At 41.0% G+C, this 16,853-nt stretch carries 15 protein-coding genes; 14 read left to right on the forward strand and 1 reads right to left on the reverse strand.

Annotation, left to right across the window (positions count from 1 at the left end; all coding sequences use genetic code 11):
• Positions 1 to 69: 69 nt before the first annotated feature.
• The 11 genes from JI666_RS02010 to hfq all read left to right on the forward strand — a co-directional run bounded on the left by JI666_RS02010 (position 70) and on the right by hfq (position 14,094).
• Positions 70 to 1,821, forward strand: coding sequence for a 2-oxoacid:acceptor oxidoreductase subunit alpha (locus JI666_RS02010; RefSeq protein WP_206888443.1), 1,752 nt, complete (start codon positions 70 to 72; stop codon positions 1,819 to 1,821).
• A complete protein-coding gene (locus JI666_RS02015; protein ID WP_206888445.1) occupies positions 1,808 to 2,674 on the forward strand; it encodes a 2-oxoacid:ferredoxin oxidoreductase subunit beta in 867 nt (288 codons plus the stop codon). Before JI666_RS02010 ends, JI666_RS02015 begins: the two co-directional genes overlap by 14 nt.
• Before the next feature lie 198 nt (positions 2,675 to 2,872).
• Positions 2,873 to 3,913 (forward strand): L-threonine 3-dehydrogenase, encoded by a 1,041-nt coding sequence (gene tdh / locus JI666_RS02020; protein WP_206888447.1) that lies wholly within the window; start codon positions 2,873 to 2,875, stop codon positions 3,911 to 3,913.
• A 42-nt stretch (positions 3,914 to 3,955) separates the two neighbouring features.
• Positions 3,956 to 5,131 carry a glycine C-acetyltransferase gene (gene kbl / locus JI666_RS02025; RefSeq protein ID WP_206888449.1) on the forward strand — a complete coding sequence of 392 codons (1,176 nt, stop codon included), beginning with the start codon at positions 3,956 to 3,958 and terminating at the stop codon, positions 5,129 to 5,131.
• 279 nt (positions 5,132 to 5,410) lie between these two features.
• A complete protein-coding gene (gene miaB / locus JI666_RS02030) occupies positions 5,411 to 6,943 on the forward strand; it encodes a tRNA (N6-isopentenyl adenosine(37)-C2)-methylthiotransferase MiaB (protein WP_206888452.1) in 1,533 nt (510 codons plus the stop codon).
• Positions 6,943 to 7,359: a YlbF/YmcA family competence regulator gene (locus JI666_RS02035; RefSeq protein ID WP_048309748.1), complete on the forward strand. Its 417-nt coding sequence runs from the start codon at positions 6,943 to 6,945 to the stop codon at positions 7,357 to 7,359. Before miaB ends, JI666_RS02035 begins: the two co-directional genes overlap by 1 nt.
• Positions 7,360 to 7,627: 268 nt before the next feature.
• Positions 7,628 to 8,176 carry an outer spore coat protein CotE gene (gene cotE, locus JI666_RS02040; RefSeq protein WP_136945482.1) on the forward strand — a complete coding sequence of 183 codons (549 nt, stop codon included), beginning with the start codon at positions 7,628 to 7,630 and terminating at the stop codon, positions 8,174 to 8,176.
• A 153-nt stretch (positions 8,177 to 8,329) separates the two neighbouring features.
• Entirely contained in the window at positions 8,330 to 10,942 is a 2,613-nt protein-coding gene (gene mutS, locus JI666_RS02045; protein WP_206888454.1) for a DNA mismatch repair protein MutS, read from the forward strand.
• Between the two features lie 19 nt (positions 10,943 to 10,961).
• A complete protein-coding gene (gene mutL / locus JI666_RS02050) occupies positions 10,962 to 12,836 on the forward strand; it encodes a DNA mismatch repair endonuclease MutL (RefSeq protein WP_206888456.1) in 1,875 nt (624 codons plus the stop codon).
• Positions 12,837 to 12,872: 36 nt separating this feature from the next.
• Positions 12,873 to 13,814 carry a tRNA (adenosine(37)-N6)-dimethylallyltransferase MiaA gene (gene miaA, locus JI666_RS02055; RefSeq protein WP_206889274.1) on the forward strand — a complete coding sequence of 314 codons (942 nt, stop codon included), beginning with the start codon at positions 12,873 to 12,875 and terminating at the stop codon, positions 13,812 to 13,814.
• 46 nt (positions 13,815 to 13,860) lie between these two features.
• On the forward strand, positions 13,861 to 14,094 hold the full coding sequence (hfq, locus tag JI666_RS02060) for an RNA chaperone Hfq (RefSeq protein ID WP_048309744.1): 234 nt from the start codon (positions 13,861 to 13,863) through the stop codon (positions 14,092 to 14,094).
• A 58-nt stretch (positions 14,095 to 14,152) separates the two neighbouring features.
• On the opposite strand, the gene JI666_RS02065 is transcribed toward hfq, so the two are convergent.
• Positions 14,153 to 15,133: a tyrosine-type recombinase/integrase gene (locus JI666_RS02065; RefSeq protein ID WP_206888458.1), complete on the reverse strand. Its 981-nt coding sequence runs from the start codon at positions 15,131 to 15,133 to the stop codon at positions 14,153 to 14,155.
• A gap of 125 nt (positions 15,134 to 15,258) precedes the next feature.
• Here JI666_RS02065 and JI666_RS02070 point away from each other — a divergent pair, with 125 nt between their 5' ends.
• The 3 genes from JI666_RS02070 (at position 15,259) to spoVK (ending at position 16,829) form a co-directional block, all read left to right on the forward strand.
• Entirely contained in the window at positions 15,259 to 15,444 is a 186-nt protein-coding gene (locus JI666_RS02070) for a cold-shock protein (protein WP_048309742.1), read from the forward strand.
• Positions 15,445 to 15,457: 13 nt separating this feature from the next.
• Positions 15,458 to 15,808 (forward strand): hypothetical protein, encoded by a 351-nt coding sequence (locus tag JI666_RS02075; protein WP_206888459.1) that lies wholly within the window; start codon positions 15,458 to 15,460, stop codon positions 15,806 to 15,808.
• A gap of 91 nt (positions 15,809 to 15,899) precedes the next feature.
• Complete coding sequence (gene spoVK, locus JI666_RS02080) at positions 15,900 to 16,829, forward strand: stage V sporulation protein K (protein ID WP_206889276.1); 930 nt, start codon at positions 15,900 to 15,902, stop codon at positions 16,827 to 16,829.
• Positions 16,830 to 16,853: the final 24 nt, after the last annotated feature.

Here is a 16,853-nt window from a genome sequence, read left to right on the forward strand (position 1 = left end):
ATAATCCTATTTCGAACTAGTAATATAAGCAAGCGGTTTCAGGTACTAGATTAGAAAGGGTGGGGCGATATGATCGAGCAACTTTCGTGGAAAGTTGGTGGGCAGCAGGGTGAAGGAATTGAGAGTACAGGTGAAATATTCGCGATTGCGTTAAATCGTTTGGGATACTATTTATATGGTTACCGGCATTTTTCGTCCCGTATTAAAGGCGGGCATACGAATAATAAGATACGTGTAAGTACGAAAGAAGTACGCTCCGTTTCTGATGATCTTGACATGCTAATCGCATTTGATCAGGAAACCATTGATGTGAATGCTCACGAACTGCATAGCGGAGGCATTATTATTGGCGACGCTAAATTCAAGCCTGTTAAACCAGATGGTTGCAAGGCGGAGCTCGTCAGCATTCCTTTTTCAGAGATCGCAACAGAACTTGGCACATCACTTATGAAGAATATGGTTGCTATTGGTGCAACGAGTGCAGCTCTCGGGGTCGACACGGCAACATATCAGGCGGTCGTGGAAGAGATTTTTGGACGAAAGGGAGAAAAGGTCGTTACGAGCAATATGGAAGCAATCCAACGTGGAGCAGATGCTTTTATTCAATCTGCTGGAAACAGTGTTCAAGCGTTGTCTCTCCAAAAAGCCGATGGGAAGAATCGCATGTTCATGATTGGAAATGATGCGATAGCACTAGGGGCGTTAGCTGGTGGTGCTAGATTGATGGCAGCTTATCCAATTACGCCAGCTTCAGAAATTATGGAGTATCTCATCAAGAAGCTACCAGAGTTTGGTGGTACTGTCATCCAGACAGAGGATGAGATTGCCGCTGCGACAATGGCAATTGGCTCGAATTATGCAGGAGTAAGAACTTTAACCGCTTCAGCAGGACCAGGATTATCTCTGATGATGGAAGCAATTGGATTATCCGGTATTACAGAAACCCCACTTGTTATCGTAGATACACAGCGTGGTGGTCCAAGTACAGGTCTTCCAACAAAGCAGGAGCAGTCTGATTTACTTGCCATGATTTATGGAACACATGGAGAAATACCTAAAATTGTTATTGCTCCTAGCACAGTTGAAGAAGCATTCTATGATGCGATTGAGGCTTTTAATCTTGCAGAAGAATATCAATGTCCTGTCATCTTGCTTTCAGATCTACAGCTTTCATTAGGTAAACAAACAGTTGAACCTTTAGACTATCAGAAAATAAAGATAAGGAGAGGGAAGCTAAACGATCAAGAGCTTCCTGAACGAGAAGATAAAGCATACTTTAAACGGTTTGAAGTAACAGATGACGGCGTATCGAACCGTGTTATTCCAGGCACAAAGAATGGGATCTTCCATGTGACTGGAGTAGAACATGATGAGACGGGAAAACCTTCTGAAGTTCCTGAAAACCGTAAGGATCAAATGGATAAGCGGCTGAGGAAAATTAGTGACTTATCGTTTCCAGTCCCAATCTACAAGCGAGAAGAGCATGAAGAGTCGGATGTGCTATTGATTGGATTTAATTCGACAAGGGGTAGTATTGAAGAAGCTATTCCAAGGCTTGAAGAAGATGGATTTAAAGTAAACCATGCACAAATTCGACTTGTTCATCCATTTCCTTCCGATGAATTGTTACCAATGCTTAAAGGAGCGAAGAAAGTAGTCGTTGTGGAACATAATGCAACAGGGCAACTTGCTAGTCTTGTGAAAATGAATGCAGGCCACGGGGATAAGATTGAAAGTCTTCTGAAATATGACGGGAATCCATTCTTGCCAGGTGATATTCATCAACAATGCAAGGAGATGTTAGTAAATGGCCACATTTAAAGATTTTCGAAATCAGGTAAAACCTAACTGGTGTCCAGGCTGTGGTGATTTCTCTGTTCAAGCTGCTATTCAGCGTGCTGCAGCAAATGTTGGGCTAGTGCCAGATGACCTTGCAGTCGTTTCAGGAATTGGTTGTTCTGGACGAATTAGCGGCTATATCAATGCGTATGGGTTTCATGGAATCCACGGGCGCTCACTTCCGATAGCCCAGGGTGTAAAGATGGCTAACCGTGACTTAACTGTGATCGCTTCTGGTGGTGATGGGGACGGTTTTGCAATCGGAATGGGACACACGATTCATGCGATGAGACGCAATATTGATGTAACATATATTGTAATGGATAATCAGATCTATGGACTTACAAAGGGGCAAACCTCACCAACTAGCGCAGAAGGGTTTAAAACGAAGAGCACACCATCTGGCTCAATCGAATCGTCATTATCAATAATGGAACTTGCGCTTTCCAGTGGATGTGGCTTTGTCGCTCAGAGCTTCTCAACAGATCTAAAGGATCTTGTTGCCATTATTGAGCAAGGTATCGAACATAAAGGGTTCTCCTTAATCAATGTGTTTAGCCCATGTGTGACATTTAATAAAGTGAACACATATGATTGGTTCAAACAAAACCTAGTAAGTTTAAACGATATCGAAGGGTATGATCCTACAAATCGCATGATGGCCATGCAAACGTTGATGGAGCATGATGGACTTGTAAAAGGCCTAATTTACCATAACCCTACAAGGCCGTCTTATCAGGAATCTGTAAGAGGCTATAGTGATGAAGCCCTATCTAAACAAAACCTGAGTCTACCTGAAGAAAAGTTCACGGAATTAATGGCTGAGTTTATGTGAATTCTAACGGAGACCCCCAGACCCCCAAACACTGGAGGGTCTTTTTTTAATGGCGTGTACATTTAAACATATTCCATTTATAAAACTATAAGTGTCCGCATATACAGGACACATCAACTTTACGGTATATTCAATCAATGATAAAATGATTGTGTTAACAGTGGTTGTTTAAGGTTCTAAATAAGTGAGGTGTACGCTGTGGAAGGAAAGATGAAAGCGATTGTGAAGCATGAGCGTGAAAAAGGTGCTCAACTTCAAACGGTGGATATTCCACAAATTAATGATAATGAAGTATTAATTCAAGTAAAAGCAACATCGATTTGCGGTACAGATGTACATATTTATACTTGGGATGAGTGGTCTCAAAGTCGGGTGAATCCTCCGTACGTATTTGGACATGAATTTGCAGGAGTAGTTGTAGAAAAAGGCAAGAATGTAACAAATCTTGAAATCGGTGATCACGTGTCAGCCGAAACGCACATTGTTTGTAATCAATGTCCACAATGTTTAACAGGTAAATTTCACATTTGTGAAAACACAAAGATTATTGGTGTTGATACAGATGGATGTTTTGCAGAGTACGTGGCATTGCCTTCACAAAACATTTGGAAAAATCCTGAATCGTTATCCTTTGATGTGGCATCTGTTCAGGAACCAATGGGGAATGCGGTACATACGGTTCTTGCAGGGGACGTAGCAGGGAAAACGGTCGCAATTATTGGATGTGGACCAATTGGTATCATGGCTGTTGGTGTTGCAAAAGCAGCTGGCGCTTCACAAGTTATCGCGCTTGATTTAAATGATTACAGACTAGATCTTGCCAAAGAAATGGGCGCAACAACAGTTATTAATTCACGCAATGAAAATCCTCTTGATGTTGTACATGAACTTACAAACGGTCATGGTGTAGATGTTGTTTGTGAAATGTCAGGTCATCCAATAGCGATGAATCAAGGATTTAAGATGGTAACCAATGGTGGGAGAGTATCAATTCTAAGTCTTCCTGTTCGTCCGGTTGAAATTGATGTTACGAATGATATCGTTTTTAAAGGGATAACTGTGCAGGGAATTACGGGAAGAAAAATGTTTGAAACATGGCGTCAGGTTTCAGGGCTTCTACAATCAGGTCAGGTCGATGTTGAGCCAATGATTACACATCACTTTCCGCTTGAGGACTTTGAAAAAGGCTTCGAATTAATGATTGAGGGTAAATGTGGTAAGGTAGTATTGCATCCATAAGGCTCGTTAAGAGCTGTTACATAACGAAGAGGAGGCCAACCAATGAAAGGTTTTGAATATCTTCAGGAAGAGCTTGATCAAATGCAGGAGGAAGGTGTCTTTCGTAACCTTATTCCATTAGAATCAGCGCAAGGATCACGCGTTACAATCAAAGGGAAAAATGTCATCCAGCTTTCGTCCAATAACTATCTTGGACTAACAGATCATCCGAAAATGAAAGAAGCAGCGATTGAAGCGGTTGAAAAGTACGGTGCAGGAACGGGGTCCGTTCGTACAATTGCCGGTACGCTTTCCATGCATGAACAGTTTGAAGAAAAGCTTGCGGAATTCAAGCATACAGAAGCTGCACTCGTACTTCAATCTGGATTTGCCACTAACCAAGCAGTACTTTCGGCAATCCTAACAAAAGAAGACGTTGTTATTTCAGATGAGTTAAATCATGCATCGATTATCGACGGCATCCGTTTAACGAAAGCTGGACGCCGCATTTATAAACATACAGATATGGAAGATCTAGAGAAAGCCCTTCAAGAAACTCAAGATTATCGTACTCGTCTAGTCGTAACAGATGGTGTTTTCTCAATGGACGGAAATATCGCACCACTAACTGAAATTGTGGAACTTTGTGAGAAATACAATGCCCTTGTGATGGTTGATGATGCTCATGCGAGTGGTGTACTTGGAGCAAATGGACGTGGAACAGTTGATCATTTTGGTCTGAACGGTCGCGTTCATATTCAAGTTGGTACACTTAGTAAAGCAATTGGTGTTCTTGGGGGGTATATCGCGAGTACAAAAACACTTCGCGATTATCTGATCCACAAAGGTCGTCCGTTCCTATTTAGTACATCACACCCGCCTGCCGTAACAGCAGCGTGCTCTGCAGCCATCGATGTCCTTTTAGAAGAACCAGAATTGATTGAAAAACTCTGGGATAATACGAAGTTCTTCAAAGCCGGATTAGAAAACCTCGGTTTTGATACAGGTATTAGTGAAACGCCAGTAACACCGGTTATTATTGGTGATGAAGCACTAACGCATAAGTTCTCTGATAAGCTATTTGAAAATGGCGTATTCGCACAGGGAATTGCTTTCCCAACTGTTGCAAAAGGAAAGGGGCGCGTCCGCACGATCGTTACCGCTCAACATTCAAAAGAAGACCTTCAAGAAGCGCTCGATGCTTTTGAAAAGTCTGCAAAAGAGCTTGGTATACTGTAAGTGAACGTGAGGGGGAGCAATCCCCCTTCTTTTTTTGTGTTAGTTAATAGAGTTAAAAGTCGTTTAGTTGTTGTGAGCTCTCATTGCTTAAATACTCTGAAACCCTTATAATAAAGGAATGTCCACTGGTTACACATTTTTTATTTGACGATAAAGGATAACGAATAAAACAGAGGCTTTTTTGAAATATGACTTTCATTAGCCTGTTTTCTAAGTTTAGGAGCATGATGCTCTTTTTCATAGCAGGGTCATCCTTTTAATTGGAAAGGAGTTAACGACATGAACGAAAAGCAAAGGTTAGATTCACAAATCAATGTGAAAAAGACAGAGAAGACAACAGAAGACTTTGCGAAGTATTTTCAGACGACGTACCAGGCACCTAACTTAAAGGATGCAAAGCGGCGTGGGAAAGAAAATGTGAATGTTCATTACGATTTTGAAATTCCAGAGAACATTAAGAATCTCGGGAAAGACAAGAAGTTCTTGATTCGTACATACGGATGTCAAATGAATGAGCATGATACAGAAATTATGGCAGGTATTTTTGAAGAGATGGGATATGAAGCAACGACAGCAGTGGAAGAAGCTGATGTGGTTCTTTTAAATACGTGTGCAATTCGAGAAAATGCCGAGAATAAGGTGTTTGGAGAACTAGGACACTTAAAGCCTTTGAAAATGGAAAACCCTAATCTCATCATTGGCGTATGCGGTTGTATGTCACAGGAGGAATCTGTGGTAAATCGCATTATGCAAAAACACCAATTCGTGGATTTGATTTTTGGTACACATAATATCCATCGTTTACCAGAATTAATGGAGCAAGCTGTATTTGGTAAAGAAATGGTGATGGAAGTATGGTCAAAAGAAGGCGACATCATTGAAAACCTTCCGAGAACGAGAAAAGGTGAAATCAAAGCCTGGGTCAATATTATGTACGGTTGCGATAAGTTCTGTACATACTGTATCGTTCCATATACAAGGGGTAAAGAACGTAGTCGTCGACCGGAAGATATTATTCAGGAAGTACGTCACCTTGCAGCTAAAGGTTATAAAGAAGTTACTCTCCTTGGACAGAATGTAAACGCTTATGGGAAAGATTTAGAAGATATCGATTATGGTCTGGGAGACTTAATGAATGAGATTCATAAAATCGATATTCCTAGAGTCAGGTTTACAACAAGTCATCCTCGTGACTTTGATGATCGTCTAGTAGAAGTACTCGGTCAAGGTGGGAACTTAGTTGACCATATTCACCTTCCTGTTCAAAGCGGTAGTAATGACGTTCTGAAATTAATGAACCGTCGCTATACACGAGAAACGTATCTAGAGCTTGTTCGTAAGATAAAGAAAGTAATGCCACATGCAACGTTTACTACAGATATCATCGTTGGTTTTCCTAACGAAACCGATGAACAATTCGAGGAAACAATCGAGCTTGTTAAAGAAGTGGAATATGACAGTGCCTATACATTTATTTATTCACAGCGTGATGGAACTCCAGCAGCTAAGATGCAGGATAACGTTCCAATGGATGTGAAGAAAGAGCGTCTTCAACGATTGAATGCTCTTGTTAATGAGATGGCAGCGAAAAATAACGCGGTCTTTGAAGGTGAAATTGTTGAAGTGCTCGTTGAAGGAGAAAGCAAGAAGAATGCTGATGTCCTTTCTGGGTATACGAGAAAAAACAAAGTAGTTAACTTTAGAGGTCCTAAATCTCTAATAGGTCAATTGGTACAAGTAAAAATCACGAAAGCAAAAACGTGGTCTCTTGATGGAGAATATATCGAAAAAACGGCTGAGGTGAATGCATAATGATGTCAAGAATGGAAGTAATTGCAAAAGCAAAAGATCTTGCTAAGCTAGTTTCAGAAACAGAGGAAGTTGATTTCTTCAAACGTGCTGAAGCAAAAATTAACGAAAATAAAAAGGTGCAAAGCTTAATCGCTCGCATTAAACTTGAACAAAAAGAAGCAGTTAATCTTCAACACTATTCAAAACATGAAGCGTTGAAAGAAAAGGACGAGCGTATTGATAAGCTCATGCAGCAGCTTGATGAAATTCCTGTTGTTCAGGAATTCAAGCGTTCACAGTCAGATGTGAATGACTTGCTTCAGCTGGTTGCAAATACAATTTCGAATACTGTAACAGATGAAATTATCGAGGCAACTGGTGGGAATGTTCTAGAAGGAACGACTGGATCAACCCAAAGCGGACCTGGATGTAAGTAAGGTAAAAGTCGGGAGAAAATCCCGGCTTTTTTTATTTGTTCTGTAAATTTAATTTCATATACCATAATTTTTTAAGAAAAATATCAAAAGGTTGTAAAGCATTGGACATTAAAGACATAGACTGATAGTGGAACAGCCTTGATAGAGTGAAACTTCCATTTAAAGGTGGAGGAATTACTGCCACTTAAGGGTGGGATAAAAAAAGAGGCACACTAGTCGTTTGTCTTGCATAGGATGAGAATGAAGATTGGAAGAGGAGGTATGATCGATGTCAGAGGATTATAATTACAGAGAGATATTCGCCAAAGCAGTTTGCGGAAAAGGGCGTAAATTTACACAGGATACACACACAGTAACACCATCGCATAAACCATCAAGTATTCTAGGTTGTTGGATTATTAACAATGAATTTACTTCAAAGAAGCACGGTGACTGCGTAGTCGTTGAAGGCTCTTATGACATTAATATCTGGTACTCTTACAGCCATAATACGAAAACAGAAGTCGTAACAGAAAATGTAAAATACCGTGAAGAAATTCCTCTTCGCTATAAAGACAAAGACTGTGTGGCTGAAGAAGTAGTGGCAAAAGCGATACAAGAGCCGAATGCACTTGAAGCTACCATAGCTCCGAGTGGTCACAAAATCATTGTCCAGGTAGAGAGAGAGTTCCTCGTTGAAGTAATTGGGGAAACTAAAATTTGTGTCTACGTAAATCCAGATGGCTGTGGAGACGACGATGATTGGGATTATGAAGTTGATGATGAAGAGTTTGAAGATTTAGATCCGAACTTTTTAATTGGTGATCTTGAAGAATAGCTATACCAGGGAGAAGCAAACCTTCTTCCTGGTTTTTATTTGGGTTCATCGCTATGGAAGCAGTTCACACTAGTAGGACCTAATCATCCACTTCCACTTTACTGGTATGCTATACTATGATGTGAATAGAATTAAGATTGGTGGAGAAGAATCATGGCGCGATATACACCTATGATGGAGCAATATCTTAGAATTAAGGCAGAGTATCAGGATGCCTTTTTATTTTTTCGTTTAGGCGATTTTTATGAAATGTTTTTTGATGATGCGACACGTGCATCGAAGGAATTGGAAATTACATTAACGAGCAGAGATGGTGGAGAGCAGGGGCGCATTCCGATGTGTGGCGTACCTTACCATGCTGCTGATAATTATATATCTCAACTAGTAACCAAAGGCTATAAGATTGCGATTTGTGAGCAAACGGAGGATCCAAAGCAGGCTAAAGGGGTTGTGAGAAGAGAAGTTGTTCAGCTCATTACGCCAGGAACGGTCATGTCTGATCACTTAATCAAAGAGAAAGAAAACAATTACATTGTTGCGATTTCTGCATTTGAAAATGATACCTTTGCCCTTGCAGCAAATGATTTAACGACTGGTGAATCAATGGCCACCATTTTGGCTGGTGATCACCATGAAGTGATTGGAGAGCTTTCCAACCTTGCACCACGTGAAGTGGTTCTGAGTAGCGAGTGTGTAGAGCTGTCAAATGCGATTCAAGAACGGATGACAGTAACGATTTCGATTGAGGACGACACTACGATCCCTGAAGCGTTAACCACGCTTAGTGACCATATCGATCAACCAAAGCTATTGGATGTGTTTGGTCGTTTGCTTCAGTACTTAATTCGAACACAGAAGCGGTCGATGGATCACTTGCAGGCTCTTCGTCATTATCATATATCTCAATATATGAAGCTTGATGTAAACTCAAAACGAAATCTTGAACTCGTTGAGACGATTCGCGACAAAAAACGGACAGGCTCTCTAGTCTGGTTTCTCGATAGTTCTGTTACTGCTATGGGCGGGAGACTTTTAAAGCAATGGGTAGAACGACCACTTTTGAAGCAAAGGGAGATAGAAAAGCGCCAGGAGCTTGTTGAAACGCTGATGAAGCAATTTTTCGAACGGGAAACGATCAGAGAACAGCTTCAAGGTGTTTATGATTTAGAACGTCTTGCTGGGAAGGTTGCTTTTGGGAATTTAAATGCTAGAGATCTTGTACAACTAAGAAAGTCGCTTGAAAAAATTCCTGAAATTAAGCAAGCTGTCAACTCGCTTGATAATCCATATGCAAAGGAGCTCGGGGAAGAAATTCTTCCATGTGAAGAACTTGTAAAGCTACTGCAAGATGCAATTGAAGATAACCCACCGCTTTCGGTTAAGGAAGGACAAATGATTCGAGATGGGTATCATGTCGACCTTGATAAATATCGTGATGCGAGTCGTAACGGTAAAGATTGGATCGCATCCCTTCAAATGCAGGAGCGGGAGCGGACTGGAATTAAATCGCTCAAAATCGGTTATAACAAAGTATTTGGTTATTATATTGAAGTCACTAGATCAAATCTCCCTAATCTTCCTGAAGGCAGATATGAGCGTAAACAAACCCTTTCTAATGCCGAGCGGTTTATTACACCTGAGCTTAAGGAAAAGGAAACGTTGATTCTAGAAGCGGAAGAAAAAATTGTGGATCTAGAATATACTTTATTCTCCAATGTGCGTGAAGAGGTTAAAGCGTTTATTCCACAGCTACAGCAATTGGCTAGAAAAATTAGTGAACTCGATGTTCTCCAGTCCTTTGCGGTTGTAAGTGAAGAAAATCGATTTACTAAGCCTATCTTCTCAAAAGAACGGAAAGTAGAGGTTGAAGGTGGACGTCACCCTGTAGTTGAAAAAATGCTAAAAGGTCGAGAATATGTAGCGAACGATGTGATGATGGATCGTGATCGAGAAATTCTACTTATAACAGGTCCTAACATGAGCGGGAAAAGTACGTACATGAGGCAGCTAGCGTTGATCTCCATTCTTGGTCAAATTGGTTGCTTTGTGCCAGCTGAATCTGCCGTTTTACCAGTTTTTGATCAGATTTTTACAAGAATCGGTGCTGCAGATGATCTAGCAGCAGGTCAAAGTACGTTCATGGTGGAAATGCTTGAAGCTAACTACGCGATCACGCGCGCTACCCAAGATAGCTTAATTCTTCTTGATGAAATCGGGAGAGGGACTTCTACTTATGATGGTATGGCACTCGCCCAATCGATTATTGAATACGTGCATAGTGAAGTAAGAGCCAAAACACTTTTCTCTACTCACTATCATGAGCTTACAACCCTTGAGGAAGAACTTGATCGTGTTAAGAACGTTCACGTGAAGGCAGTTGAAGAAAAAGGACGAGTTGTATTCTTACACCGAGTCCACGATGGATCAGCGGATAAAAGCTATGGGATTCATGTAGCCCAGCTTGCGAATTTGCCCGAACTGCTTATCAAGCGTGCTGAAGAGATACTCAAAGAGTTCGAATCAGATTCAGATACAGTTTCAAATGCTGATGTAGAGCCTAGCACAGTTGAATCTAGTAAAGAGAAGGCGGCTTTGGAGGAAGAAGCGCAGCTTGCTTTCTTTAATGAAGACGCGAAGCCGAGAACGACAAGATCTCCTGGTGAAAAAGCGATTCTTGATCGGTTGAAAACTGTTGATATTATGGAAATGACGCCAATGGACGCGATTAATACGTTGTATGAGTTGAAGAAGCACTTAAAGTCATAAAGGAAGAAAGGTGAGGACAATGGGAAAGATCGTACAGCTTGATGATCAGCTTTCGAACAAGATCGCTGCTGGTGAAGTAGTCGAAAGGCCGGCTTCTGTCGTAAAAGAACTGGTTGAGAATGCCATTGATGCAGAGAGCAGTGAAATTTCAATTGAAATAGAAGAAGGCGGTCTTTCCAAAATCCGCATCGTAGATAATGGTAGTGGGATGGATGAGGAAGATTGTAAGCTCGCTTTCTTCCGTCATGCTACAAGTAAAATTAAAAATGAGCGGGATTTATTTCAAATTGAAACGCTCGGGTTCCGTGGTGAGGCCCTTCCAAGTATCGCAGCTGTTTCTCATCTTGAATTAAAAACATCAACGGGTGAAGCGGCAGGAACCTATGTACGAATAGAAGCAGGAAAAGTGGCTGAGTTCAAAGCGACCGATAGCCGAAAAGGGACGGAAATGACGATTACTGGCTTATTCTATAACACGCCAGCTCGTTTAAAGCATATGAAAACCGTTCACACAGAACTTGCGAACGTTGCAGATGTGATTAACCGTCAAGCGATGGCCCACCCTGACATTGCCTTTCGCTTCTTTCATAATGGTAAGAAACTGCTGTCTACAACTGGAAATGGTGATCTTTTACAAGTAATAGCGGCAATTTATGGCTATAACACAGCTAGAAAAATGCTTCCATTGCATGCAGAGACGATTGATTTTACAGTGACGGGCTATGCCGCCAAACCGGAATTAACCCGAGCGTCAAGGCAGTATATATCGCTCGTGATTAACGGCCGCTACATTAAGAATTTCACAATATCAAAAGGGATTCAACAGGGCTATCATACGCTACTTCCAATTGGACGGTATCCGATCGTTGTCCTTCACATTAAGATGAACCCAACGTTAATTGATGTAAACGTCCATCCTTCGAAACTCGAAGCGCGCATTAGTAAAGAACAAGATCTTGCGTTGGCAATTGAAAATGCCATTAAAGGAATCTTCAAGAAAATTGAACTTATCCCTGAACAATCGTTGCCAAAGAAAAAGGAGTCAGAAAGCGAGCAACCTGCTTTTCAATTTCAGCATGATCGACCTAAGGTGCAAGAGGAAGAGCAGGTTCAGCATATAAAGGAACCTGAGAATCAAACGAATCGCTATGAAGAAACTGCTCCAGTCACAAGGGATTTCCATGAGCCGTTTAGTGTAAAGGAAGAGTTAAAGTCTGACCACTATGATCCTGTCATTACAAAAGAACCAGAGCTACGTGATGAACTAGAAATGGCAATGGATTATGTGAAAGAAACGAACGATAGCGAAACTCGCATTCCGCCACTTTATCCAATTGGACAGATGCATGGAACCTACATTCTTGCTCAAAATGAGAACGGGCTATATATCATCGATCAGCATGCCGCACAGGAGCGAATTAAGTATGAATTTTACCGTGAAAAAGTTGGTGAAATTGATCCCGTCTTACAAGAACTTCTTGTGCCATTTACGCTTGAGTATAATACGTCTGAATCGGCTATTATTGATAGTAGAATAGAAGATCTTGCTAAAGTTGGCGTTTTTCTTGAATCATTTGGACGAAATAGCTATATGGTGAGCTCTCATCCAGTCTGGTTTCCTAGAGGGGCCGAACAGAATACGATCGAGGAACTGATTCAAGAAGTTGTTGATAACCGTGCAATCGACGTGAAGAAACTTCGTGAAGAAGCGGCCATCATGATGTCGTGTAAGAAATCCATTAAGGCGAATCGTCATTTACGCGATGATGAAGTATTCACCCTACTTGAAACGTTACGTCAATCAATTGATCCATATACATGTCCTCACGGTAGACCAATTATCATACATTACTCTACGTATGAGATGGAGAAAATGTTTAAGAGGGTTATGTGACGAACAGAAAACATTGAAGGAAAGTACGTGAAATATATGGATAAAGAGAAACAAAAACTAGTTACTGTTCTCGGTCCAACTGCTGTTGGCAAAACGAAGACAAGTATTGAACTTGCAAAAGCACTTGACGGTGAAATCATCAGTGGAGATTCAATGCAAATTTATAGAGGCATGGACATCGGAACGGCTAAAGTGACGGAAGAAGAGATGGAAGGGATTCCCCATTATTTGATTGATATTAAAGATCCTAAGGAAAGCTTTTCTGCTGCTGAATTTCAGGAACTTGCTACAGACCTTGTGTCTGATATTAATAGACGCGGGAAAGTGGCAATTATAGCTGGTGGAACAGGTCTTTATGTTAAAGCAGTCACGCATCAATATGCTTTCTCTGAAGCAAAAGAAGATCCTGAATATCGCGAGAAACTTGAACGACTTGCAGAAGAAGAAGGTGCTGTAGCGTTCCATGCGAGGCTTAAAGGAATTGATCCTGTAAGCTATAAAAGTGTACACCCGAATAATGTAAGAAGAGTGATAAGGGCGCTTGAAGTCTATCATGTAACTGGGGAGCCGGTATCGGCATCGAAAGACGCTCTCCCAGAACATTCTCCTTATAATCTCGTTAATGTAGGTCTTACGATGGATCGTGACTTCCTTTATGATCGTATTAATCGAAGGGTCGACCTTATGATGGAGGCTGGTTTACTAGAGGAAGCGAGACGTCTTCATGCTTCGGGTGTTCTAAATTGTCAGTCTGTGCAAGCGATTGGTTATAAGGAAATCTACCGCTACATCGATGGTCGCATCTCGTATGAAGAAGCCGTGAGTGAACTGAAACAAAACTCGAGAAGGTATGCGAAACGTCAACTAACCTGGTTTCGCCATCAAATGGAGATGGATTGGTTCGATATGACTGAGAAGCGGGAAGAAAAAATCCAAACAATCTTGCAATTTGTTGCAGGAAAGTTAGCAGAAAGCTAGAAATGTAGTAATTGAATGCCTTTAGAGAAAAAGAGGAGGACTGACAATGAAGCAGCAAATTAACATCCAGGATCAGTTTTTGAACCAATTGAGAAAAGACAATGTTTTTGTTACAGTTTACCTGCTTAATGGATTTCAGCTAAAAGGGACGATCAAAGGATTTGATAACTTCACGATAATCCTTGAGTCCGACGGAAAACAACAATTGATTTACAAACACGCCATTTCTACTTTCGCTCCACAGCGATCAGTTGAAATAAATTTTGAGTCTGACAAGTAAAAACCTGGTCCCTCGTTCTGATTTATGCAGGATGAGGGACTTTTTCATATCAAGAGATCTAGGATGTCATTTGCTGTTTTTCCATGTAATCAATATAGCGTTTCAGCGTTAAATCTGATTTCATTCCGAACTGAATGCGAAGCTGATTGATCGACAAGTCGTTTTCAATGGCTCGAATAACACATGTACGCCTCATGTGTTGTGCTGAAACTCCTTTTCTAAGTCCAGCGCGCTGGACTTCTTGCCTAATCATTTTTTGCACAGCAATTTCTGTCAGTCGTTTCGGGCGATCAACTTCATAGCTCCACCTATACGTCTGACGCTGGAAATCAAAAGATACGAACAAAGGGTCATCACTTTTTAACCTTGGTCTTACAGGAGCAGGAATCGTATGATAATAAGAATAAAGAACTTTTTTATGGTCAACGTCAAGGTGTACGGTCCGTTTCCCATAAGCAGACGTGACGAGAAGTTCATTCTGTTCGAAAGAGACGTCTTTCATCGAGAGTCCGCATAGCTCTTGAAGCGTAAGGCCATACGAAAGGAAAAGACGAACAATCATTAAATTGCGGTCAATTAAAAACGCTCGTGCCCTTAACTGATTTTCTGTTAGATCATCAAGAGAGACAATCGTTTCTAATAACTTTTCGCATTCCTCCTCAAGAAGAAAATCAGTATCAATGTACCCTGAAACATCACTTGTAGGAAGGACAACTTCTTTCATTGGATTGTTCTTTGTTCGGTTTAACGACATATAATAACGATATACTTGATTTAGGACAGTCATGATCCGTTTAAGCGTTCGCTCGGAATAGTGTCGTTCTAAATGCAGAAACCGAATGTATTCCTGAAGCCTTTCGGATGTCAACTGACGAAAGCTCTCGAAATCGACACTTCGATGATAGGTCCGTAGCCAGAAGGTGAAGTCAACAAGGTCATAGCGATAACGCCTTAGGGTAGATGCTTTTCTGCCTTTGCGTTCAAGCGATTGAAGGTATTCTTCAAGAAATTCAGGAAGCGTTTGTTCAAAGAGCTCCATAGTGTTGCCCCCTTCTGTTTTCTTCCATTATAACAAATTCACTATAGAATTTATTTCAAAGCATTTACATGATTTTGGGATTTGTGGGAATACTGTAGGTACCAAATAGAAAAGGAGCGGTTGTTATGGCCTTTTTTTCAAAACAGCAGCAAGAACCGATTCCAGAAGTGGATACAGACGTATGGTCATGTTCAGGTGGAGATTGCGCGGGCTGGATGCGGGCAGATTACTCATTTTCTGATACGCCAGCATGTCCGTTATGTGGAGCCGAAATGATGAGTGAAGTGCGAAACCTCCCAGAAATCAAATAAATGGAGGAATAGAATGAGTAAAATAATGGAGAAAATCATTCATAAAGCTGAACAAGTCGTTAGTATCACCAAAGCTGCAGGCAAGGGCAAGCACATGGTTCCAAAAGAAAGATTTTGTGATGTATTTAGAAAATTAGCTGAAGTACAAAAGAAAGAGATAACTCATTTAAAAAGTGAATTTGTTCTTTATTCGCTTCATGATGGTGAAGTATTCATAAAGATGCTAGAACGATCAAATGGTTATGTGCTCGAAATAGATGTAGTAGAAGATGGTGATTACCTCACCTGTTATCGATCGTACCAGGATCCAAAAGGTGAACAAAAAGTCACCATACCTGAATCTTACGTTCCGCGGTTTAGCTAAACACTCTGTCTAGAGTGTTTTTCTTTTGGGCTTTTGTCACGAATTCTGGGCAGGAGCGTATACTATCGTGTCAGATCAAAGCGAGGTGAGTATCTTGCAGCATTCGATTACACAGCGAAAGAGTAGTCAAATTAACATTGTTCTGCGTCAAAACGAAGGCGTACAGGAAGTGGCTGACGCAGCGCTTAGTGAAGCGTCTAAAAAGCATATCCCGCTTGAACGAATTCAACAGGAAATGGAACAGCTAATAGGTCTTAAAGAAATGAAATACTTACTGAAAGAAGTTTATGCCTGGCTGTATGTGAACAAGTGCAGGCAAGAGAACGGTTTAAAGCAGAATACGCAAGCACTCCATATGATGTTCAAGGGAAATCCAGGCACAGGCAAAACAACAGTTGCTCGTCTTCTTGGTACATTATTTCTTGAGATGAATGTGCTTTCTAAAGGACACCTGATTGAGGTAGAACGTGCAGATCTAGTCGGAGAATACATTGGTCATACAGCACAGAAAACGAGGGATTTAGTTAAGAAAGCAAAAGGTGGCATCCTTTTTATCGATGAAGCTTATTCACTCGCACGTGGCGGAGAGAAGGACTTTGGAAAAGAAGCAATCGATACGTTAGTAAAAGCAATGGAAGACTATCATAAGGATTTTATCCTTATCCTCGCCGGGTATTCTGACGAAATGGAGCATTTTCTTTCGTTAAACCCTGGCTTACCGTCTCGCTTTCCCCTGGTTATTGATTTCCCAGACTACTCAAATGAGCAGCTCTTGGAAATCGCTCGAAAGATGGCAGCAGAACGTCAGTATCGCTTCTCAAAAGAAACAGAGTGGAAGTTGAAGCAAAGTTTTATTAAAAAGCGTGAACGTGAAACAGCCGCTTTTAGTAATGGAAGATTTGTGCGAAATATCATTGAGAAGGCCATTAGGAAACAGGCAGTTAGGCTGCTTCAAGCAAAAGTCATCGACCGTTCATCATTAGAGCTCTTATTACCAGAAGACATCCCTGTAGAAGATTAAATGTGGTTCTGGTATGATGGGAAC

It is taken from the genome of Bacillus sp. NTK071 (assembly GCF_017303315.1).
Taxonomy (GTDB): Bacteria; Bacillota; Bacilli; order Bacillales; family Guptibacillaceae; genus Guptibacillus.

Excerpts from the sequence above, each read along its gene's own strand:
- JI666_RS02010 (WP_206888443.1), top strand. The coding sequence starts at position 70 with ATGATCGAGCAACTTTCGTGGAAAGTTGGTGGGCAGCAGGGTGAAGGA.
- JI666_RS02015 (WP_206888445.1), top strand. The coding sequence starts at position 1,808 with ATGGCCACATTTAAAGATTTTCGAAATCAGGTAAAACCTAACTGGTGT.
- kbl (WP_206888449.1), top strand. The coding sequence starts at position 3,956 with ATGAAAGGTTTTGAATATCTTCAGGAAGAGCTTGATCAAATGCAGGAG.
- miaB (WP_206888452.1), top strand. The coding sequence starts at position 5,411 with ATGAACGAAAAGCAAAGGTTAGATTCACAAATCAATGTGAAAAAGACA.
- JI666_RS02035 (WP_048309748.1), top strand. The coding sequence starts at position 6,943 with ATGATGTCAAGAATGGAAGTAATTGCAAAAGCAAAAGATCTTGCTAAG.
- cotE (WP_136945482.1), top strand. The coding sequence starts at position 7,628 with ATGTCAGAGGATTATAATTACAGAGAGATATTCGCCAAAGCAGTTTGC.
- mutS (WP_206888454.1), top strand. The coding sequence starts at position 8,330 with ATGGCGCGATATACACCTATGATGGAGCAATATCTTAGAATTAAGGCA.
- mutL (WP_206888456.1), top strand. The coding sequence starts at position 10,962 with ATGGGAAAGATCGTACAGCTTGATGATCAGCTTTCGAACAAGATCGCT.
- miaA (WP_206889274.1), top strand. The coding sequence starts at position 12,873 with ATGGATAAAGAGAAACAAAAACTAGTTACTGTTCTCGGTCCAACTGCT.
- hfq (WP_048309744.1), top strand. The coding sequence starts at position 13,861 with ATGAAGCAGCAAATTAACATCCAGGATCAGTTTTTGAACCAATTGAGA.
- JI666_RS02065 (WP_206888458.1), bottom strand. The coding sequence starts at position 15,133 with ATGGAGCTCTTTGAACAAACGCTTCCTGAATTTCTTGAAGAATACCTT.
- JI666_RS02070 (WP_048309742.1), top strand. The coding sequence starts at position 15,259 with ATGGCCTTTTTTTCAAAACAGCAGCAAGAACCGATTCCAGAAGTGGAT.
- JI666_RS02075 (WP_206888459.1), top strand. The coding sequence starts at position 15,458 with ATGAGTAAAATAATGGAGAAAATCATTCATAAAGCTGAACAAGTCGTT.